Genomic DNA, 20,708 nt, shown 5'->3' with positions numbered 1-20,708 from the left:
ACTCGCACCCGGCGTCGTCCGCGATCGTTCGCGTCCGAAGTACCGACGTTCGTCCCCGACGTCGCCACCGTCGTCTCGGGGCGCACGTCGTTCGGACCCGACGCCCGAAGCGGAATTCTCATCGGTCTCGAGCGACAACCGTCGTCCCATGCGAATCGAACTCCGCGTCTGTCAACACTGTCTCGACGGCGACCACGCGGGCCACGAGAAGACGGCGCTCCTCCGAGATATGGTCAACTGCGCGGAACGGATCGAGGAGTACAAGGACGTCCTCGACCTCGATGCGGTCCACATCCGAAAGGTTCGCGACGACGAACCGGGCAAGCCCGAAGCGCTGCCGGTCGTGGCGGCCACGATTCAGAACGACCAGATCGTCCTCAACGACACGCAACTCGTCGCCGAGGGCCAGGACGGAAACATGCTGCTGTACGCGAGTCCCGACGACATCCTGACGGTGCTCGCGGGCAACGTCGACGAGATCAGCAAGGCGGTCCACGAGGACGTCACCGTCGAGCTGTCCGATCCCGGTGCACGGATCGTCTCGCAGGCGAACCTCGGTGCGAATCGCGATCGACAGCCCTAGACCGCCGCCGGGGAGAGCGGGCGGGTTCGTCGAGGCTCCGCCAGCATATTTGGTCGTTCGGAACCAAGGCGACGTATGTCAAGCGAGGCGTTCAAACAGCGGTTCGTCCTCGACACGTCGGTGTTTCTCACCGAGGAGATCCGCCGCGACGACGAGTCGCTCGAGGACGCGATCCTCCGGCTGCTCGAGTCGATCGCCAACGCAAGGCTCAACCTGGGGATCTCGTGTTACGTGCCGCCGACGATTCACGACGAGCTGACGACGATGCTCGAGGCGAGGGAGGTCGACGACGAGGTCTACTCGAAGCTGAACACGTGGGTGATCCGCAAACACCCCGACCGCTACGGGGTGGCGATTCCCGCGAACGTCGTTTACAGCTTCGTCGACGAGATGAGCGGTCGGGTCGACCGCGGACTGCGCGTCTCGGAGAAGGCCGTCCGTCGGGCCGAAGCCGCCGCCGGCGAACCGCTCGAGGACCACGAGCACATGACCCAGACGGACGCGGTGATCTCCGACCTCCGCGAGAAGTACCGCGACGCGATGCGACGGGGCGTCCTCGACTCGCGCGAGGACTTCGACCTGCTGATCCTCGCGCGCGAACTCGAGGCGGGCGTCGTCACCGAAGACGGCGGGATCATCGACTGGACGGAGGACTTCGGCCTGCGCTACATTCGCGGTCGGGAGTTTCCGGACCTGCTCGAGCAGTACCTGACGGCGGTGGATCCGAACTCGAAGCGGACGGTGGAGTGAGACGGACGGTTGTCCGTCAATATCGGTCAACCGCAGGACGGTCGCGGTTGCACCGGTAAATCGTTACGCGGGGCCGTACGAGGTCGGCGACGACGAAATCGAGGGCGACCGAGCGCCGTCGCTCACGAATTCGACGTCGAACCGGTTGAAAAACGGCTTCGCGCTAGATGCGACCGACGTTCTCGACGCCGACGCTCTCGACGCCGTCGACCTCGGTGAAGTTCTCCTCGACGGTCTCCGTCCCGCCCGAGCCGTCAGGAACGATCACGGTCGGGTACAGCGCGACGAGGCCGAACGCGACTTCCTCGCGCTCGACGCCGTTGATCTTCGCGCCCTCGGGGAGGGAGCTCTCGAGGCGCTCCTGGAGCGCGTCGAGGTCGATTTCGGGGCTGTTCGGCATCACTTTGATTTTGGCGGCGACTTTTCCCATGGCAGTAATCAGGGGCCGGTGAACCCGCAGTCGGGACACTCATAGAGGTTGCTCTGTTTGCGACACTTGGCACAGCGGTAGATCTGGGCTCCGCAGTCGGGACACTTGAACGCGGCGGCGTTCGTTCCCGCAATGTTGATCCCACAGGAGACGCAGGACCGCGTTCGACGTTCGTCCGTCGTACTCATACCCCTTCTTTCCCGCCCGCCGTTTTTAACGGTTGTCTTTCGACGGCTCGGTGCTGGATCGGAACGCGACGCCGATCCGGCGGCCGATTCGGGCTCACGGCGGCCGACGCGGTCGACTCGTGTCCGCGACCTCGCGCGTCCCCGACCGACCGTCGGCGGAACGCGTTCTCGAGGGTCGTCGAGACCACCGATCGAGGGTGTTTTCTGGGTCAGAAAACGCTCTTCACACTATATACGTACTGCAGCGAAAGAACCGATTGCGGCCTTCCGCATCGAAACACTACTCGATCGCCGGTAGGGCCGTGCCTCTGACACTTCAGTCCCTCCACGCCGGCGAGTGCCGGGCTCCGTCACGACCTGCGCTCGCGCGGCGGGGGATTCCGTCGTCGCGCTCGAACGGGGTTACGGCGACGGCTTCGTTCTCTCGGATCGTCGAGCGTCGGTCGTGATGGCCGACTCGAGCGCGCGGAACTCAACATTCAAACGGATCCCGTCCCTACCTCCGGTGAATGCGCCTCGACGAGTACATCGAGGAACTCGAGCCCGACGAGGAGGCCGAGCGACGTCGCCTCGCGAAGGAAAAGTCCTACGCGATCACCGACCACATCGAGGAGTTCGAGCGTCGGTTCGACGACGCGCTCTCGGGCGACACCCTCGTCGGCTCGACTTCGCCGTCGATCTTCGTCGGGCGCTCGAACTACCCCGACATTCCGATCGGGGTGCTCTCGCCCGTCGGAGACGAGGACGCGGCAGCGGAGTACGTCACCGATGGCGACTGGTACCGCCAGGGGTACGCCATCGACGACGTGTTACAGCGGCGGACCGGGCTGTTGAACTCGAGCAAGCGCGCGAACGTCGACTCGCCGAGCGTCGCGAGCAGACTGGCACCCTCGGTCCACGACGCGTGGGACGGCTTCGTCGGCGTCCAGCGCGAAGTCGCCATCGCCGGCAGGCCGGTCGACCTCGAGATCGGTCTCGACGGGACGCCGGATCTCGGCCTGGAGGCCGGAACCGACGTCGCAACCCCGCGGGGCCCGCGCGCGACCGCTCGCAGCGCGGAACTCCGGGAGAACCCGTACGTTCCGCGACCGGTGAAAAAGACCCTCGAGGACGACGACTGGCAGGCCCAGGGCGCGATGACCTACCTCTACCGGCGCGGGTTCGACGTCTACGACATCAACTCGATCCTCTCGGCCGGCGCGCTGGGGGAGGCGAAACAGCGCCGGCTCGTGCCGACCCGCTGGTCGATCACCGCGGTCGACGACACCGTCGGCCAGTACCTGCGCGGGCGCATCCGGAACGCGCCGAGCGTCGACGAGGTGCAGGTGTGGTCGAACGAGTACGTCGGCAACCGGTACTGGGTCGTCCTCGCGCCCGGCCGCTGGGAGTTCGAACTCGTCGAGATGAAAGCGCCGGGCAGCATCTGGAATCCGGACCCCCACGACGACGTCTGGATGGCGAGCGCCTCGGAGGGCTACGAGGGCCGCTCGGGGTACGTCGAGGAGACCGCGGGCGCGTACTACGCCGCCAGGTTGGGCGTCCTCGAGTACCTCGAGTCGATCGGCCGCCAGGCGAAGTGTCTCGTCCTCCGGGAGGTCTCCGACGACTACTGGGCTCCGGTCGGCGTCTGGCAGGTCCGCGAGAGCGTTCGCAACGCCTTCGACGCGCCGCCCGGCGGCGGGGAGGGGATGGTCGGCGAGTACGGCGCGGCCGAGACGTTCCACGAGGCTGTGGCGACGGTCGCGACCCGGCTCCCCGTCTCGCTCGAGCGCCTCAAACGCAAATCCGAACTCGCCGCCGGATTGCAGTCGAGCCTGGACGCATTCGCCGGCTCGCGACGGTCGTGATTCGGACGGGCCGCCGTCGCCGTGTACCGGTGCGACCGCAGATCGTCCCACCCCGCCGTTGATCCTTCGGCGATCGACTGACGTGATCGGTGACGCGCGGTCGAAATCGCGGGGGAATCGCTTTTGTACGCGCGCGCCCGAACGGGCGTATGGCACTCCCCGGCGACGTCGTCACCCTGCTCGCCGCGCTGTTCATGCTGTTCGGCGTCCCGTTGATCCTGTTTTCGATCATCTTCCTCTACACCGGCTACGTTCGACACGACGCCGAGCGCTACCTCGAGGAACTCGAGGCCGAAGACGGGGAGGTCCTCCAGGCCGAAGACGGGGAGGTCCTCCAGGCCGAAGACGGGGAGGCCCTCGAGGCCGAAGACGGAGAGATCCTCGAGGCGGAGACGGACGAGCGGTAGCGCGCCGTCGATGCGAGTCGCGTATGCGGACTTGGCGTGAGTGCACGCCGACGATTTTCGCGGCGGGTAATTCAGGCCTCGTCCGGCGGCAGCTCCTCGAGCGGCGGCTCCGGCGACGCCGACGCGGCGGTCGTCACCCCGTGCTCGGGGCCGGTGACGGTCGTCGTCCTGGTGAAGACGTTCAGACCGGCTTTGAACATCGCCAGGAGGACGGGCCCGAGAAACAGTCCCATAATCCCCAGCAGGTAGATGCCACCGATGACGCCCACGATGACGACCGCCGGGTGAAGGCCGGAGTCCCGGTCGACGAAGTACGCCCGCAGGTAGTTGTCCACCAGCGAGAGGACGGTGATACCGTACAGGAACAACGCGACGGCGGGCAACGGGCCGCTTTCGAGGACGAGATAGCCGACCGAGGGCGCCCAGACGATCCAGACGCCGACCGCCGGGAGAAAGGCGACGACGATCATGACGACGGTCCAGAACGCGACGTTCGGTACGCCGAGGAGGTAGAGGCCGATTCCGCCGAGCACGCCCTCGATCACGGCGACGAGCACGTGGCTCTTGATCACGGCCCACGTGACGGCGTCGATCTCCGCGAACAGTTCCGTCCGGACGTCGTCCTCGAGCGGAACGACCTCGCGAAGCCACGCGAGAAACGTCTCCCCGTCGGCGAGCAGGTAGTACAGCACGAAGACGAAGACGATCAATCCGAGCCCCATCTCGATGCTGCTGTTGACGAGTCCGGCCAGCTCGAGCACGGCGAGCTCGAGGGCGTTCGAGAGCGCCGAGTCGATCTCCGTGAGGAGAGCGGTTTCGATCGATCGGATCTGTTCGTCGGCGAGCCCGAGATCCGTCCGCGCGATCTCCCGGAGCCGATCGACGAGGCTCGCGCCGTCGACGGCCGCGAGAAAGGAGGCGACGGTCTGGAAAACCACCAGCGAGACGAGCAAGAGCGGAACGACGACGCCGACGATCGCGAGCGCTGTGAGCGAAAGCGCCGCGAGCTGCGACCCGAGTCGCGGTTCGAGGCGTTCGTACGCCGGGTAGAGGACGAACGCGAGAAACGCGGCGGCCATCAGGTACTGCAAGAGCGGCGCGATCAGCAGGGACGCGACCGCGCCGAGAACGACGAGCAGTAGCACGAAAAACGCCGTTCGAACGTCCATACGATCCGATGCGTCGGTCGATACGTAAACGTTGACCTTTCGGATCGTCGAAACGAGGGTACGAACGTCCCTCCCGTTGAATCGCACCCGAGTGCCCTCGAGTGCCGAAAGGTGCCGAGTGCGCGCGCCGAATCGCTCCCCGTCGCGACGGACCGTCGCTCGAGGCGGTGAACGGTGAGCGTCGGACTCGTCTCGCACCTATCGGATCGCCCGGAGGACGTCGTCGGTCGCACCCTCGACGTCGCGCGGAAGGCGACGGATGTCCCAGGCGACGTCGCTGACGACGTGCGCGTAGAGGACGACGCCGGTTACGATCGCGAGCGTGACGTCGACGACTGCGACGAGGGGAACGAGGACGCCGAGTATCGCGAGGTGGCTCAACAGCCGCGACAGCACGCCGACGTCGCCCGTCTCGAAGATGCGCGTCTGATCGACGACGGCGGCGGTCGGGTTCGAGAGACAGAATCGAACCGCGTCCCAGCTCCCCGTTCTGTACCGCGCGATGACGAAGTGATCGAGGTCGACGAAGACGCCCAGCGCGATCCCGTAGGCGACGACGGCCGCGGCCGGAGCGGATCGACCGGCGACGGACGCCGCCGGAAGAACGACGACGAGCGCGGCGGCGACGACGAGCGAAACGAGCGCGTGGTGTTTCGAGTGCATCTGACGGTTCTGCGTTCACGGACAGGTGCCAGGCACAAAACCGTCCCGCCGACGCCCGCTCGAGGATCGAAGCGCGGCGGACGGCGAACTCGCTCACCCGGCGAAGCCGGTCAACAGCCACTCGCCGTTGTCGCTGTCGTCGTCGCCGATACTCGGCGCGCTGACGAGGACGAACGCGCTCTCGTCGTTCCCGTTGCGGATCTGTCGGGTCGACTCCGGCGGAATCCAGAGGGCGTCGCCGGTCTCCATCTCGACGGGATCGTCGTCGACGACGACGGTCGCGCTGCCCTCGATGAGAACGTACACCTCCTCGTGGTCGTTGTCGCTGTGGTCGTGCGGGCGGCTCTTCCAGCCCGGATCGCACCGGGCCACCGTCACGCCGACCTGTTCGGTCTCGAGCGGATCGCTCAGAAAGTGCATCGCGCTCGAGACCTGGTCGACGTCTTCGTAGTTCACCTTCCGGTAGGTCATACCCGTCCCTTCGCTCGGATAACAGTAAAACTACGCGTTCCGGGACATCCTCGTACTGTTCGTTGTAACGATTCGTCGGGACAACCACAGGGCGATCGCGATTGCACGGTAACGACGTACAACAACCCGTGTCAGAACGCGAGCGCCGCGGCGAACTCGTAGTCGTAGACGTGATTGAGCAGCAGGTAGGTGACGATGCCGAGGACGAGACTGAGGATCCACGAACCGGCGGCGATTCGGCCGACGCGTGCGTGTGAAGTGTGCTGAAGTTCGGTCGGCGTGTGGGTTAGCCCGAGGATCAGCGCGTAGAGGACGACGGGGACGGCGACGATCGAGAGCACGATGTGGATCGCGAGCATGACGAGGTACGCGTAGTACACCGGATCCGGGCCGTCGAACAGTTTCTCGCCGCCGCCGCCGACCCTGACGAGATAGACGACCAGAAACAGGAGGATCAGCGCGAACGCACCCGTCATCGCGAGCCGGTGTTTCTCGATTTCGCCGGCCCGAATCCAGCGCCAGCCGAGAACGAGCAGTACCAGGGTCGCCGAGTTAATCACCGCGATAGCGTGGGTCAACGCGTTGATCTGGGCGTTCGTGAGATCCGGATAGATCGGTAACTCGAGGACGAACGTCCCGATTACCAGCGCGTAGCCGACGATCGTCAGCAGGATCGTCACGCCGATCGGTCGATCCCGAAGCCGCCGCCTCGCGCCCGCTGTTGCCATTGGCGAACGTTCGAACGGGGGCCGTATCTGTCTTGCTGTTCGACTCGAGCGCTCGACCGTCAGGTCTCCGCAGTCGAGCGATTCGCACCCGACTCGTCGAGCGATTCGAACGGTTACCCGTCGAGCGGATCGACACCGCCGTCGGACTCGAGCGTCACCGACCCGTTCGCCTCGATCGTGACGTCGTATCCGCAGTAGATAAACGAGACGGAGCCGCCGGATCGTCGACGCCCGTCGGGGCGCGTCCCGAACAGCGAGTCGAGCGCGTCCGGATCGACGACCGCGTGCAACGGCTCGTATTCGGGAGGTCGCAACTCCTCGGGCGGTACTCCTTCGGCGCGAGCGACGCTCTCGACGACCGCTCTGCTCGGTGATCTCTGGACCGTCTCGTCAACGCTATTGCCGCCACCCTCCATCGTATCTCTCCAGTTTCGGACCGGGTCGAATAAAGCTGTCCTTCCGAACCGACGCCTCAGCGGCGACGTCCGCCGAAACCTTCGGTATCGAAGGTCTACTCGATTCGTATCGCCGGCTTTCCGGGCCGCGCTTTCGTCGCAAGCGCTCCGTCCCTGGATGCGCGCCGGACGACGACGTCGGTGTCGAACTCGTCGACGACGAGCCACCGTGCGCGCTCGAGCAGCGCGTACTCCTCGTCGACCGTGAGTGCGCGATCGATGCCGTTTCGCCGGCTCCGTTCGAGCAGTTCGCCGGCGAACGCCGTCACCGTCTCCCGATCCGGCGTCTCGACGGACGCCTCGAGTAGCCGATCGACCGCAGCGGATACTCCGTCGGCACCCGACTCGTCGAGAACCTCGCGCAGGCGGTACTTCCACTCGCTGGCGACGACGAGTTTGATCCGGTCGGGTTCGTCGATCGCCGCGACGTCGACGATGTCGCGAACGTCCTCGAGCGTCGTCTCGACGAGTCTCCGCTCGAAGGCGCGCCCGGAGACGTCAGTTTCGGGGACGGGCCAGTCGGCTTCGACGACCAGCCCCTCCCCCCGAAGCTTGTTCCACAGTTCCTCGCCGAGGTGGGGTGCCATCGGCGAGATCATGGCCGCGAGTGACAGGAGCCCGCGACGATAGATCTCGCCGTGGGGTGCGTCGTACTCGCGGTACCGTCGGAGGAGACGCGCCAGCTCTCGGATCTCGGTCGCGGCGCGGTGGAACCGGAACCGGTCGTACTCCTCGGTGACGACGGCGATCGTCCGATCGATCTCGCGCGTCAGGTACTCGTCGTGACTGCGGACCTCGACGCGGGTGTTCGTCTCGTCGACGAAGTCGGTCGCCATCCGATAGAGCGTCTGCTGGAGGTCGTAGGCACCGCGGACGTTGTTCGCCGTCCACTCGAAGTCCTGTTCGGGGTGTGCCGCAGAGAGGACGAACAGTCTGGTCGTCTCAGCGCCGTATTCGTCCGGCGAGACGACGTTGCCCTTGGAGGTCGACATCTTCTCGCCGTCGTAGAGCACCGTCCCCTGGCTGACGAGTTCCTCGACCGGCTCGCGGTGATCGAGCAACCCGAGATCCGCAAGCGCCCGCGTCATGAACCTGATGTACAGCAGGTGTAGGATGGCGTGTTCGTCGCCGCCGACGTAGACGTCGATCGGCAACCACTCGTTCGCCCGCTCGCGGTCGAACGGAGCGTCCGCGAGGTCGGGCGAGAGAAACCGCAGGAAATACCACGACGAGTCGACGAACGTGTCCATCGTGTCGGTCTCGCGTCTGGCCGGCCGACCGCACTCCGGACAGTCGGTGTGGCGAAACGAGTCGTGCTCCTCGAGCGGGTTCCCCGTGGTCCGGACGAACTCCGGCAGCTCCACCGGGAGCTCCTCGTCGGGGACGAGGACGTGGCCGCAGTCGTCGCAGTGGACGACGGGGATCGGCGTCCCCCAGTAGCGCTGTCGGGAGATGAGCCAGTCCCGGAGGCGGTAGGTGACGTCCTCCTCGATGGCTGTGCTCTCTTCGAGCAGCCGCCGTCGGGCCGTCTCGCTCTCGAGGCCGTCGTATTCGCCGCTTCTCTCGAGGATTCCCCCACTCGTGTAGGGCGTTTCCTCGAGATCGACGTCGACCGGCTCGTCTTTCGGCGCGACGACGCCCTCGATCGGCAGATCGTGCTCGAGGGCGAAGCCGTGATCGCGCTCGTTGTGCGCCGGGACGCCCATCACCGCCCCCGTTCCCACGTCCTCGAGTACGTAGCCGGCGACGTACACCGGGAGCTCCTCACCCGTGAGCGGGTGGGTCGCCGTCGCGTCGGTTTCGACGCCCGAGAAGCCGACCTCGTCGGGTCCTCGATCGCGGACCCGCTCGACGTAGGCCGCCACGTCGTCGTCCGCGTCGGCGAGCGATCGGGCCAGGTCGTGACCCGGCGAAACCGCGAGGTACGTCGCCCCGTAGATCGTCTCGGGACGGGTGCTGAAGACAGCCACGGACGTCTCGCCGTCGGATCGATCCGAACCCGTCTCCGGAAGCGACACCGTGAACTCGATTCGCGCACCCTCCTGACGGCCGATCCAGTTGCGCTGTATCTCCCGGACGCCGTCGGGCCACCCCTCGAGGTCGTCGAGCCCGTCGTACAGCTCCTCGGCGTAGTCAGTGATCGTGAAGAACCACTGGTCGAGCTCTCGTCGCCCGACGGGCGTCTCGCAGCGCCAGCAGACGCGGTCGCCGTCGCGGCTCCCGGCTTCGCCGGCCACCTGGTCAGAGGACTCGGAGTCCTCGCGTTCTTCGACCTGCGCGTCCGCGAGCACCGTCTCACAGTCGGGACACCAGTTGACGGTCGCCGCCTCGTACTCGACGAGTCCGGCCTCGTAGAGGCGCTTGAACAGCCACTGGTTCCAGCGGTAGTAGTCGGGCTCGCAGGTCGTGATCTCGCGCGACCAGTCGTAGCCGAACCCCATCGTCTCGAGCTCCTCGCGCATGCGCCGGATGCACGCCTGCGTCCAGGACTCCGGATCGCTCGCGCGCTCGTGGGCGGCGTTCTCCGCGGGGAGGCCGAACGCGTCCCACCCCATCGGGTGGAGGACGTCGTCGCCTTGCATCCGTCTGTAGCGGGCGTACGCGTCGGAGATCGCGTAGTTACGGACGTGTCCCATGTGAAGCGTCCCGGAGGTGTACGGAAACATTCCGAGGACGTACGTCGGGTTCGACGCGTCCGCGGACAGTTCGTAAACGTCGTCGCGTTCCCAGACATACTGCCAGAACTCCTGCACCTGCGCGTGATCGTAATGACTCGACATTGGGACTCCGTTGTCCACCACTGGGCGTGCCGGCTATATCATTGTTCGGCCGCTTCCGGAGTCGCGAGACCGCTGAATCGAAACGCGCCCAGTCGTCGATCCGGGTCGCCAGTCGCGATCAGACGCGGTCCCGATCCCGCTGTGGGCCGAGATTAACAAAGGCGACGGATCGAGTGGTCGAACTCGATGTCCACACACCTCGAGGAGCCGACCGATTCGATCGGGATGATCCTCGTGTTGACGCTGGTCGTTCTGCTCGCATTCGGCGCGGTGGCCGTCGCGGTCGGTCCCGACGTCGCGTCGAACGGCGCGACGGCGGTCGACGAAGACGACGATCCGGCCGCCGATCGCGAACGGACGACGGACGACGGATCGTCCCAGGGAGTCGACGGGACCGTGTCCGACGACGACTCGGAGTCCGTCGTCTCGACCGACGACGCGATCGGCGCAACGGAGGACGATCCCGCCGAGACCGACGCGGAAAGCCAGCCCGTCGACGACGGCGGCGACGAAGACGCCGAACCCGACGGCGTAGCCGGAGACGGAGCCGACACCTCGGACGAGGAGTCCGACCAGTCGAGCGACGAGCTCGCCGACGAAATCGATCCACCGAGCGACGACCCGGCCGACGGTGCTGACGCGTCCTCCGGCGAAACCGACTCGACCGCAGAGGACGACACCGTCCAGACCGACGACGCCGGTTCCGGCGATGAAGCGGCCGACCCCGACGGAGACACGTGGACGTTCGACGATTCCGTCTTCGGGCAAACGGACGGACCGCTGGACGAAGCCGAATCGAACGGTCCGCCGATCGACGTCGGTCCGCCAGACGACGTCGGTCCGCCAGACGACGTCGACCTCCCCGGGGAGGGTCCCCCCGACGACGCCGGCCCGTTCGGCGGCTGATCGGCTCTCGAGCGCGACTCGAGTGCGAGTACTCGGGACCGCAACCGTTGGGAGCCCGGACCGACGCCGTCGAGCGTCGTGGTCGAGTCCGACGCCGGGCTCACCGGGCCCCTGCCGGGGTTCCAGTTCGGACGCCGCGTCCGGCGGCGTAGGCGATGTAGGCGGCCAACAACGCGGCGACGATTCCCGTGACGACGTTACTCCAGATCAACCCTTGTGCGGCGATCTCGAGTCCCTCCATCGCGAACTGGCCCTCGAGTGCGAAGGGAGCGACGAGCGTCCACAGCGCGAGCAGTGCGACGAGCGACATCACGCCGGTGCTGGTCGGGTGAGCCGTCACGATGCGATAGTAGTTGTACCCTGCGAGCAGGAAGATCGCCCCGCCGACGACCACGTTGTTCCAGGTCAGTTCGGCCGCCGCCTCGTAGACGAACGGAGAGACGGCGATCCACAGGCCGATCAGGGAGACGATTCCGCTGAGCCACTTCTGTCCCCCCGGTTCGCCCTGGCCTTGCGTCTGTGCGTCTCCGGTCCGTTCCGGATCGGTCGTCGTTGATTCGCTCATAGATGATCGCCACTCGAGCGTCCGCCGAGACCGGTCAAAAAGCGCCGTGACCGTTCCAGCCGTCGCGTCGAAAACGACCACCTACCGACGCGAACGCCCGTCCACCGACTCGAGATTTGCATCGACCAAGAGGGCATTTACGAACCGCTAATCCATCGCTTTCGGCCCCGTCGCGCCGGAGTTAAGACTCTATTACTCCAGCGACCGCGATTCGACCCACCGGTTCGGCGCGTCGCTCGAGCCAGAACGGGGCGAGCGTGAGCGTGACGCGGCGCTTACTCGTCTCGACCATCTTGCGGTCGAAGCGCGGAAACGGCTTCCGAACGAACCGGTATCGGCACGAATCGTCCCATCCGACACGCTCGCGTCACAGGAAGCCGCAATAGTAACCGGAATCGACGACGAGATTGCCAAGCGTTAAGTCCGCCGATCCGGTGACACCGAACGAATGTCGCTCGATCGGTGGAAGTCAGGCGTCGCCGCTGTTCGAGCCCGCTGGGCGGGGCTCGAGCGCGACTGGCAGAGCGTGGTCGTCGCCACGGCGATCGTCGCCACGACCGGGGCGCTCGAACTGCAGATTCCCTGGTGACGAATGGTCGTCCGTCGGATGCTTCCGGGGCTCGCTCTGCTGTGTCTCGGTGCGTTTTTCGCACGGGCCGTCGCTCCGGTCGTCGGTTTCAACCACCTGCTCCTGGCGATCGCCCTCGGGTTCGTTCTGGCCAACGGGATCGGCGTTCCGGCGCGACTCGAGCCGGGTGTTTCGACGTACGGCCTCTGGCTCGGTGCCGGAATCGTCCTCATGGGCGCGTCGATCTCGCTCGAGGCGATCCGCGAGGCTGGCGCGGTCGTTCTACTCGCGATCCTCGTCGCGGTCGGAACGACGGCGCTCCTGGTCGAACTCCTCTCGCGATTCGTCTTCGGATTGGCCGATCGACTCGGCTCGTTGCTCGCGGCGGGAAGTAGCATCTGCGGCGTCTCGGCCGTCGTCGCCGTCGCCGGCGCGATTCGCGCCCGAGAGGAACAGGTCGCCTACGCCGCGGCGACGGTGTTGCTGTTCGACGCGCTGACGATCGTCGTCTACCCGATAATCGGCGAACTGCTCGGTCTCCCGGGACGGGTGTTCGGCATCTGGGCCGGAATCAGCATGTTTTCGACGGGACCCGTCGTCGCAGTCGGCTTCGCCCACTCCGACGCGGCGGGCCAGTGGGCGACGGTCACGAAACTCGCGCGCAACGCGCTGATCGGCGCCGTCGTCCTCGCGTACGCGGGCTACTACGCCCGCGACGCGAATCGCGGAGACGGCGGACGGAACGCCCCGTCCGTCGACGGCGCGCGTGCGACCGTTCGAACGCTGTGGAACGAGTTTCCGAAGTTCGTTCTCGGCTTCCTCGCGCTCGCCGGACTGTCGAGTCTCGGCGCGTTTTCGACGGCGCAGCAGGCCTCGATCGAGAGCGCTTACGACTGGCTGTTTCTAATCGCGTTCGTCGGTCTCGGGACCGAAATTCGACTCGGCCAGCTGCGACGAACCGGCGTCACGCCCGCTCTCGTCGTGTTGGTCGCGTTGCTCGTGGTTAGCTCGCTGTCGCTCGCGGTCCTTCTCGTCGCCTTCGGATCGTCGTGACCGGCGACCCGTCGTCCCGTCGACTATCGAACCACGTCCGAGGATTCGGCAATATTGTCTCCTTTCCGGATGTGCTCGAGTGGGAAATACGGGACGATTGCGGATGTCGCGCGACCGAGCCGTCATCCAGCGTCCGCTCCCTCGAGTTTCGACTGCCCCCGGTCGAACTGGTGCGGTCCAGCGAGTCGCGTTCGACACTGCCCCTCCCGGCGACCAGACCCACACGGCCGGAGGGTCCGGCAATGTGTGTACCTTCCGTACTGTATTGACTCAGATACTACAATTATATAGCGTACGTGTGAAAAGGCAGCAATATGTCCGCGAGTTCTGAGAGAGACAAGGACGTTCTCCTCATGCTCTTTGCCGTTCAGTGTACGCTGCTCGTGTACGCGATGCCCGCCTGGACGTGGCCGCTACTGCTTTTCCCGGCACTACTCACCGTCCAGGTGATGAGAGCGGAATACCACCGCCGACTCGAGGAGCTTCCAGAGAGGAGAGAGGTCGATCCGTGACGATATTTGGGACTCACGGAGCTGTTCGCCGCAGAACATATTTCGCACTCACGGAGCTGTTCGTCGCAGAATAGTCCCGGGCGGATGAGATATCACAAGTATCGAATCCCATTTGACGTGAGTGGTATCGAATCCTGAATATGTGAAGGCGCTATTGTAAGTCGCCAAACTTTAGAGCGGACTTCAGACAACGAAAATGCCAATCGACGACCCTCAGAACTTCAAGGCCCAACTCCGGAATCAGCGTAAAAAGGTGAAGGAACTCGACTGCAATGACGACATAGACGCGATAGAAGACTACATTAAGCGGGTGAAGAACAAGCAAACCTCCACGCTCATCAACCACATATCCTGCCTCCGGATACTATCGGAACACGCCGAGAAATCACTCCTCGAACATAACGGAATCGAGATGGACGAACTCATTATCGACATCTCAAATGAACGTGGATGGTCCGATGGGACCCAGCGAAATTACGAGAAATCGGTCCGGCAGTTCTACAGACATTCCGGACGCAACAATGACGCGGACGAAATCGAATTCACCAAAGTGGACCAGAAGAAAATCAAAAAGGAAGATACCCTGAGTGCCGAGGAAATCAAGGAACTGCTCACCGAATGCGCACGGATGGACCGTGACCGCGCGATGATATACCTGTTGTACGAGACGGGTGCCCGACTCAGTGCGGTGCTATCACTCCGTGTGAAAGACGTCCGATTCGGTGAGGGGCCGGGCGGTTCAACACTCATCAAATTCAACGAAGAAGCGAAAGGGCTGAAAGGTGCGCACGATCACGAAGTCATCGTCAAACCCTCAGAGGTGTTTCTGGAGAATTACATCAACCGGGAGCATCCCGACCCCGAAAACCCCGACGCACCATTCTTCTGCGTGACGCGAGACCACTACCAAGCGGGAGGCGACAATTCCCTCATCCCTTCGTTCTTCCGACGCCGATTGAAACGCCTCGTCGCGGACAGCAACATCCCGGAGGAGAAAGCAAACCCACACAACTTCAGACACTCGCGCGTCACGCAGATGCGCCTCGAAGGCTACTCCGACCGGCAGATCGCAGACCATATGAACTGGGGGCCGAACAGCGAGCAGTTTGATATCTACGACCACACTGACGACGAAGACCGGCACGCGGAGATGGCGAAGAAAATGGGACTCGACGTCGAGGATACCGAACTCCGCGAACCAATGTTAGACAACTGTCCCCGGTGCAACTACACCATCGACGACTGGCTCCAATGGTCGCAATGCCCCCGGTGTCAAGCCCAACTAAAATTCTACAGGGAACCCCACTGGTTAGAATACAGCATCGAAATACTCGGGCCGGATGACCCAATCATCCACCATCTGCGAGAACAACCGCACCTGATATACGACGACTATGACATGCTACCGGAATCCGTTCGAGAAGAGATAGAAAACGCGATGTATGAAGACTCAATCAGATTAGAGACCGACATTGCGCGGGGATTAACCGACGAGGAATGGGCAACAGACGTCGTCCTACCCATGTACAAGTAACTCTATATAACCTGATCTCAGTGTCGTGTACGCGTTGACCAGCAACTCCGGGTGCTCCACGATGGCGCAGATGAGAGCACGGCAAATAGAGAGATCCTGTGCCCGCCGTGGTTAGCTAGTAACTTGTTCCCGCTGCACTTCCTCGACCTTCTGGAGCAATAGATTCGGGTTCTCAATCGCAACCCGGATAATAGCCGTATGGATATCGGTCATACGGGCTTCCCAAAGTTCGTCATGTTCTAACTCTAATCGAGTGAGAGCGCGGCGGAACGCTCGACGATCGTGTAACCGGAGTGTGGCTGGTTCTGACATATACTAATCAACTAATTCCAAGAATAAAGGTATGTGCGTATAATCATAAGCATGGTCGTTAACCTCGATTGTTTCGAGAGCGCACCCCCGGCCCCGGGAGGCGGCCGGGGAGCAGGGAGTCGAGATCGACACGGACGTTACCATCGGGCAGGTCGCCAACTCGATCGTCGTGTACGCCGAGGACCTCGACGTCGACCACATCGTGATGGACAGTCACGGCCGGTCCGGGGCGAGTCGGGTGCTTCTCGGAAGCGTCGCGGAGACGGTGACCCGTCGGTCGCCCGTCTCGGTGACGATCGTCCGATAACTGGGTTTCCGGGGGTCCCGACCCGAAAACCGCCGGCCTCCGTTCAGACCGTCTAATTCCGCGACGGGCGTTCAGATATCTCTGCGGACGAAGACGACGGTGGCGACGGCCACCAGAGCGATAAAGGCCGCCAGCAGAACCCCGGCGTCGAGGAACGCGTACTCCTCATGGACGAGGATCGCCGTCTCGTCGAAGTACCGACTCGGAGTCAGCGCGCCGATCCACTCGACATCCTCGTCCAGTCTGGAAAAACTGTCGACCAGCCAGAGGAAGATGACCGCGCCCAGCGCGAGGAGTCTGGCGGTCCGTGCGCGATCGAGCAGGACGGAACACAGTAGCCCGATGCCGGCACAGACCAGCAAGTACGGGATCGAGAGGACGTGTACCATCGTGATCGCGACGGGATTCATCGTCTCGTCGATCGCAACCGAACCGACGAAGACGATCACCGGAATGGCGACGTTCAGCACGACGAGGGGGACCCAGAGTGCGGCGACCTTCTGGAGCAACACCGATTCGCGCGAGATCGGGTTGGAAAGTGTGAGGTCCATCCGGCGCTCGCGAACGTCCTTCGCGATCGTTCCAGCCCCGAGGTACGCGAAGTAGACGCCAAGGAGGACGACCCAGAAGAAGGCGTAGATTTCGGCGGCGATGAACCCCTCGATCGTGTGCAGTTCGTCGAGCCCGAAGAACTCGAACATGTACTCCGGGAACGCCTCCACGAGTTCCTCCGCGTCCTCGGCGAATCCGGGGAAGATCGAGTAGTAAAATGCCGACAGCAGGGCGAACGCCCCCGTCAGGACGAGGGAGCTCCGGACCAGTTTTCGAGACTCCAGTCGCAGGATGGCCGTCTTCGAGGTGTCGTTTGTTCCGATCATGGTTAGATGCCCCTGCGAACGAACGCGATCGTCGCGACGGCGAGAAGGGCGAGGAACGTGACCAGGAGGATCGTCGCGTCCACGAGCGTATACTCCTCGTGGACGAAGATCGCCGTCGGATCGAAGTATCGACTCGGGGTCAGCGCGCCGACCCACTCGAGGTCCTCGTTCATCTCGGCGAGCCCGTCCACCAGCCAGAGGAGGAAGACGGCGCCGATCGCGCCGGTCTGTGCGCTCTCGGGTCGATCGAGCGCTACCGACAGCACGACCCCGATACCGGCACAGACGAGCAGGTAGGGGGTCGAGAGCACGTGGGCCATCGTCAGGACGAGGGGGTCAATCGTCTCGTCGAGAACGACCGAACCGGCATACAGGACGGCGAAGAGCCCGACGCTCAAGACGACGAGGGGGACCCAGAGCGCGGCGATCTTCTGGAGGACGACTGACTCCCGCGAGACGGGGTTCGAGAGCGTGAGGTCCATCCGGCGCTCGCGAACGTCTCTCGCGATCGTTCCCGCCCCGAGGTACGCGAAGTAGATTCCGACGAACACCTCCCACAGGACGGCGTAAACGTACGAGGCCAGGAATCCCTCGAGCGTGTGGATCGCCTCGAAGCCGAACATCACCACCATCAGTTCCGGATACGCCTCCTCGAGCAGCTCGGCCTCGTCCGCCAGAGAGGGAAACACGGAGAGGAGGAAGGCGGCGAGCAGCGCGAACGCGCCGGTGAGGGCAACCGCGCCGCGAAGGTGCTTCGCCGACTCGAGTCGGAGGATGGCCGTCATCGATCGGATCAGCCCTCGCCGTAGTAGTGCTTGAAGACGTCGTCCAGTTGCGGGTTGGCGATGTCGAGGTTCTGGACGTCGTACCGGACGAGGTGTTCAAGCAGCGCGTTGTAGTCGCCGGTGTAGGTGAACTGGACCGAATTGTCGACGACCTCGACGTCGATCATCTGGTCGGTGAGGAACTCCGCTTCGTCGACAGGCTCCGCGAGGTGGACCCACACCTGCTTGCCGCTACGTTCGAGCAGCGACTCGATATCCTCCAGGGCGACGAGTTCTCCGTCCCGTATGATGCCGACGCGGTCACAGACGCGCTGGACTTCGCTGAGGACGTGCGACGAGAAGAACACGGTCGTTCCCGCGTCGCGTTCCTCCTCGAGGAACTTGTGGAGTCGGTCCTGCTTGAGCGGGTCCAGACCCGACGTCGGCTCGTCCATGATCACGAGGTCCGGATCGTGCATGAACGCCTGGACGATTCCCAGCATCCGTCTGTTCCCGGAGGAGTAGGTCTCGATCGGCTTCTCGAGGGGCGGATGAAACAGCTCCAGCAGCTCCTCCCGGCGCTCGTCGCCGCGCATTCGGGCGAAGTGATCGAGCGCCTCGTTCCCGGTTAGTCGGTCGTCGAATCCGAGCGTGTCCGGAAGGTATCCGATATCGGCCTTCACTTCGGTGAGCGCTCTCCGGTCGCGGATGTCAGCACCGAGTACTTCCGCCGTTCCCGACGTCGGCTTGATGAGTCCGAGCAACAGTCGAATGGTCGTCGTCTTTCCCGCCCCGTTAGGGCCGAGGTAGCCGAAAATCTCGCCGGTCTCGACCGCGAAGCTGACGTCGTCGTTCGCGACGGTCTCCCCGTACCGTTTGGTCAGGTCCTCGAGCTTGAGAACCGCCGGTTCTTGGTCCGATTAAATCGCGGGTTCTTCGATTTGCGCACACATACTTCGACACTGGAGACCGCCTTGGGAGCCGCTACAGTCGCCTCGCGCTCATAGAACGGTGGCCGACTAATAAGTGTACGTGGGACTTCAGGTCCGCCTCGGGATTACCCGTGGGCGATACCCCGTAGAAAGGTTCGCAATGCGCTCCCGGAGGACTACGACTCCCTCTTCGCGCTAATCGACGCGACTGAAGAGTGACGAACTCAGAAAGCGGTCCACCCGCCGTCGACCGGAATGTTCGCTCCGGTGATGTACGAGGCTCCGTCGGAGGCGAGAAACGCCGCGAGCGGGGCGATCTCCTCCGGTTCGGCGGCCCGATCCATTGGCGTCCTCGTCCGGACGAATTCGTAGAACCGCTCGTCTTCGAGCAGGTCCTCGGTCATCGGCGTTCGGACGAACCCGGGACAGATGCCGTTGACTCGGACGCCCTCCGTGGCGTAATCGACGGCGACCTGCTGTGTGAAATTGACGATACCGCCTTTCGATGCGGAGTACGCGGCTGCGCCCTTCCCGCCCCGGAGTCCGTAAATCGATTCGATATTGATTATACACCCCTCGGATTCGAGGAGGTGAGGCAACGCTGCTTTCGAGGTGTGCATCACGCCGTCGAGGTTGACGTCGATGACTTTGCGCCACTCTTCGAGGGACATCTCTCCGAGTGCCGCCTCGCTACCGATACCGGCACTGTTCACCACGATATCGAGTCCACCGTACTCGTCGACGACGCCCTCGACGAGCGTCTCGACCTGGTCGTACTCTGAAACGTCACACTGTCGGAACTCGCAGCCGATCTCCTCGGCAACTTCTACCCCTCGCTCTTCACCTCGGCTAGCGATTACTACCTCGGCTCCTTTCTCGACGTACTCAGCTGCAATTGCCTTCCCAATGCCTGCCGAACCACCCGTGATAATCGCGATCTTCCCGTCTAGCATACCGTGAGGAACGGCGATTGCGCCTATAATTCATGGTGTCTCTCTCCTCAAGGACTGCTTTGACGGCCGTCGCCACTTCGTGGAATCCGTTCATGTTGAGCGGATCAGTCGTCACGAACACCCCACGTTCGTCCGCGATGAGCCGGGTGACGTATCCCCACTCGAAGACGCGAATCGTGAACTCGTACTCGCCGAGTTCGGAGCCACCGTAGGTCTGCTGGGAAGTGAACCCGAGTCGCTCGTTCGCGACGAACCGATCGAGGTCGGCGTCCTGTTCCAGATCGTCCCGGAGGTACAGCTGCTCGTAGTCGTCAGCGGTGAAGTACGTGATACTGCGCAGTTCGTCGCCGATAGCGGTTCGACAGACGCTGACCAGTTCCGATGCGAGTTCATCGGTGTTATCGGGCATCGACATGCGTGGACGTACGACGAAAAGGCACATATAGGGCGTTCCCGAAATCGGCACCGAGCACGACAGAACCCCCGCGGAGTCGGAAATTCGGCCGTTGACTCGAGTTACGTGCTGAGCGAGGACCGTTTGGACCCCGTTCGAGACGACCCGTGCCTGAACGTGACCGGTACGGCGGGGTTCCGTTTTATTGCCTTCATCGTAGAACGCAGTATCGGACGTCGCGGCCGCCGCTCCCGCAACCGGACGTCGGGGTCGGCGTTCCCGCACCACAACGGAGGATTAGACAATGCCATCACACGTTCTCGTTCCGACCGACGGGACCGAACACTCCACCGCCGGCCTCGAGTACAGTCTCGCGTCGTTCCCGGACGCTTCCGTCACCGCGCTGTACGTCGTCGACCCTAGTCATGACGATATTCGTCTTTAGCTAAGACTCACACCTCGGTTGCGTAGCGGTAGCGAGCGTCTCTTGTAACACTGGCCGTTGCTGGTGGATCTTCTGTGCGTCGTCGATCAACCGGTCGAGCAGCGGTGGCGGCGA

At 63.8% G+C, this 20,708-nt stretch carries 22 protein-coding genes and 3 pseudogenes; 11 read left to right on the top strand and 14 right to left on the bottom strand.

All coding sequences use genetic code 11. The annotated features are described in order from the left end of the window. Positions 1 to 148 precede the first annotated feature (148 nt). Entirely contained in the window at positions 149 to 583 is a 435-nt protein-coding gene (locus EA472_RS00120) for a hypothetical protein (protein WP_124189492.1), read from the top strand. Between the two features lie 75 nt (positions 584 to 658). Continuing rightward, positions 659 to 1,333 carry an RNA ligase partner protein gene (locus EA472_RS00115; RefSeq protein WP_124189491.1) on the top strand — a complete coding sequence of 225 codons (675 nt, stop codon included), beginning with the start codon at positions 659 to 661 and terminating at the stop codon, positions 1,331 to 1,333. A 163-nt stretch (positions 1,334 to 1,496) separates the two neighbouring features. Here EA472_RS00115 and EA472_RS00110 read toward each other — a convergent pair whose 3' ends face one another. Beyond that, positions 1,497 to 1,763 carry an elongation factor 1-beta gene (locus EA472_RS00110; RefSeq protein WP_124189490.1) on the bottom strand — a complete coding sequence of 89 codons (267 nt, stop codon included), beginning with the start codon at positions 1,761 to 1,763 and terminating at the stop codon, positions 1,497 to 1,499. A gap of 8 nt (positions 1,764 to 1,771) precedes the next feature. Next, a complete protein-coding gene (locus tag EA472_RS00105) occupies positions 1,772 to 1,951 on the bottom strand; it encodes an HVO_2753 family zinc finger protein (RefSeq protein ID WP_124189489.1) in 180 nt (59 codons plus the stop codon). Positions 1,952 to 2,460: 509 nt separating this feature from the next. Here EA472_RS00105 and nreA point away from each other — a divergent pair. Then, a complete protein-coding gene (gene nreA / locus EA472_RS00100; protein ID WP_124189488.1) occupies positions 2,461 to 3,798 on the top strand; it encodes a DNA repair protein NreA in 1,338 nt (445 codons plus the stop codon). Positions 3,799 to 3,947: 149 nt separating this feature from the next. Continuing rightward, a complete protein-coding gene (locus EA472_RS00095) occupies positions 3,948 to 4,205 on the top strand; it encodes a hypothetical protein (protein WP_124189487.1) in 258 nt (85 codons plus the stop codon). A gap of 71 nt (positions 4,206 to 4,276) precedes the next feature. On the opposite strand, the gene EA472_RS00090 is transcribed toward EA472_RS00095, so the two are convergent. From EA472_RS00090 to leuS, 6 genes are all read right to left on the bottom strand, one after another. Next, entirely contained in the window at positions 4,277 to 5,374 is a 1,098-nt protein-coding gene (locus EA472_RS00090) for an AI-2E family transporter (protein WP_124189486.1), read from the bottom strand. A 198-nt stretch (positions 5,375 to 5,572) separates the two neighbouring features. Next, positions 5,573 to 6,037, bottom strand: coding sequence for a hypothetical protein (locus EA472_RS00085; RefSeq protein ID WP_124189485.1), 465 nt, complete (start codon positions 6,035 to 6,037; stop codon positions 5,573 to 5,575). Positions 6,038 to 6,130: 93 nt separating this feature from the next. Beyond that, positions 6,131 to 6,508, bottom strand: a complete 378-nt coding sequence (locus EA472_RS00080; protein ID WP_124189484.1) for a cupin domain-containing protein — start codon at positions 6,506 to 6,508, stop codon at positions 6,131 to 6,133. Between the two features lie 131 nt (positions 6,509 to 6,639). Beyond that, complete coding sequence (locus EA472_RS00075; RefSeq protein WP_124189483.1) at positions 6,640 to 7,236, bottom strand: DUF420 domain-containing protein; 597 nt, start codon at positions 7,234 to 7,236, stop codon at positions 6,640 to 6,642. A 113-nt stretch (positions 7,237 to 7,349) separates the two neighbouring features. Continuing rightward, entirely contained in the window at positions 7,350 to 7,652 is a 303-nt protein-coding gene (locus EA472_RS00070) for a HalOD1 output domain-containing protein (RefSeq protein WP_124189482.1), read from the bottom strand. Positions 7,653 to 7,747: 95 nt separating this feature from the next. Next, positions 7,748 to 10,471, bottom strand: coding sequence for a leucine--tRNA ligase (leuS, locus tag EA472_RS00065; RefSeq protein WP_124189481.1), 2,724 nt, complete (start codon positions 10,469 to 10,471; stop codon positions 7,748 to 7,750). Between the two features lie 186 nt (positions 10,472 to 10,657). Between leuS and EA472_RS00060 the strand changes: the two genes are divergently transcribed. After that, a complete protein-coding gene (locus tag EA472_RS00060) occupies positions 10,658 to 11,377 on the top strand; it encodes a hypothetical protein (protein ID WP_124189480.1) in 720 nt (239 codons plus the stop codon). A 100-nt stretch (positions 11,378 to 11,477) separates the two neighbouring features. Here EA472_RS00060 and EA472_RS00055 read toward each other — a convergent pair whose 3' ends face one another. Next, positions 11,478 to 11,942 carry an SPW repeat protein gene (locus EA472_RS00055; protein WP_124189479.1) on the bottom strand — a complete coding sequence of 155 codons (465 nt, stop codon included), beginning with the start codon at positions 11,940 to 11,942 and terminating at the stop codon, positions 11,478 to 11,480. A gap of 448 nt (positions 11,943 to 12,390) precedes the next feature. Here EA472_RS00055 and EA472_RS22265 point away from each other — a divergent pair, with 448 nt between their 5' ends. The 5 genes and pseudogenes from EA472_RS22265 to EA472_RS00035 form a co-directional block, all read left to right on the top strand. Further along, positions 12,391 to 12,531, top strand: coding sequence for a hypothetical protein (locus tag EA472_RS22265; protein WP_165874777.1), 141 nt, complete (start codon positions 12,391 to 12,393; stop codon positions 12,529 to 12,531). A gap of 3 nt (positions 12,532 to 12,534) precedes the next feature. Then, positions 12,535 to 13,563 carry a YeiH family protein gene (locus EA472_RS00050; RefSeq protein WP_124189478.1) on the top strand — a complete coding sequence of 343 codons (1,029 nt, stop codon included), beginning with the start codon at positions 12,535 to 12,537 and terminating at the stop codon, positions 13,561 to 13,563. 314 nt (positions 13,564 to 13,877) lie between these two features. Then, positions 13,878 to 14,075, top strand: a complete 198-nt coding sequence (locus tag EA472_RS00045; protein ID WP_124189477.1) for a hypothetical protein — start codon at positions 13,878 to 13,880, stop codon at positions 14,073 to 14,075. 196 nt (positions 14,076 to 14,271) lie between these two features. Next, positions 14,272 to 15,609 (top strand): tyrosine-type recombinase/integrase, encoded by a 1,338-nt coding sequence (locus EA472_RS00040; RefSeq protein ID WP_124189476.1) that lies wholly within the window; start codon positions 14,272 to 14,274, stop codon positions 15,607 to 15,609. Between the two features lie 406 nt (positions 15,610 to 16,015). Continuing rightward, positions 16,016 to 16,228, top strand: a pseudogene (locus EA472_RS00035) (universal stress protein); the annotation flags it as partial. Between the two features lie 71 nt (positions 16,229 to 16,299). Here the strand turns inward: EA472_RS00035 and EA472_RS00030 are convergent. The 5 genes and pseudogenes from EA472_RS00030 to EA472_RS00010 form a co-directional block, all read right to left on the bottom strand. Then, the gene (locus tag EA472_RS00030; RefSeq protein ID WP_124189474.1) at positions 16,300 to 17,106 is read right to left on the bottom strand and encodes an ABC transporter permease subunit; all 807 of its coding nucleotides are present in this window, start codon (positions 17,104 to 17,106) and stop codon (positions 16,300 to 16,302) included. Positions 17,107 to 17,108: 2 nt separating this feature from the next. Then, on the bottom strand, positions 17,109 to 17,891 hold the full coding sequence (locus EA472_RS00025; protein ID WP_124189473.1) for an ABC transporter permease subunit: 783 nt from the start codon (positions 17,889 to 17,891) through the stop codon (positions 17,109 to 17,111). Between the two features lie 8 nt (positions 17,892 to 17,899). Continuing rightward, positions 17,900 to 18,754, bottom strand: coding sequence for an ABC transporter ATP-binding protein (locus EA472_RS00020; protein WP_124189472.1), 855 nt, complete (start codon positions 18,752 to 18,754; stop codon positions 17,900 to 17,902). 272 nt (positions 18,755 to 19,026) lie between these two features. Beyond that, positions 19,027 to 19,755, bottom strand: coding sequence for an SDR family NAD(P)-dependent oxidoreductase (locus EA472_RS00015; protein WP_124189471.1), 729 nt, complete (start codon positions 19,753 to 19,755; stop codon positions 19,027 to 19,029). 37 nt (positions 19,756 to 19,792) lie between these two features. Beyond that, a pseudogene (locus EA472_RS00010) lies at positions 19,793 to 20,170 on the bottom strand (DUF7522 family protein); the annotation flags it as partial. Between the two features lie 283 nt (positions 20,171 to 20,453). On the opposite strand from EA472_RS00010, the pseudogene EA472_RS22845 reads away from it, so the two are divergent. After that, positions 20,454 to 20,579 (top strand): annotated as a pseudogene (locus EA472_RS22845) (universal stress protein); the annotation flags it as partial. Positions 20,580 to 20,708: the final 129 nt, after the last annotated feature.

It is taken from the genome of Natrarchaeobius oligotrophus (genome assembly GCF_003841465.1).
In the GTDB taxonomy this organism is placed as follows: Archaea; Halobacteriota; Halobacteria; order Halobacteriales; family Natrialbaceae; genus Natrarchaeobius; species Natrarchaeobius oligotrophus.
Note: the sequence above shows the minus strand (reverse complement) of the source record. Positions and strands in the feature narration are given on the sequence as shown.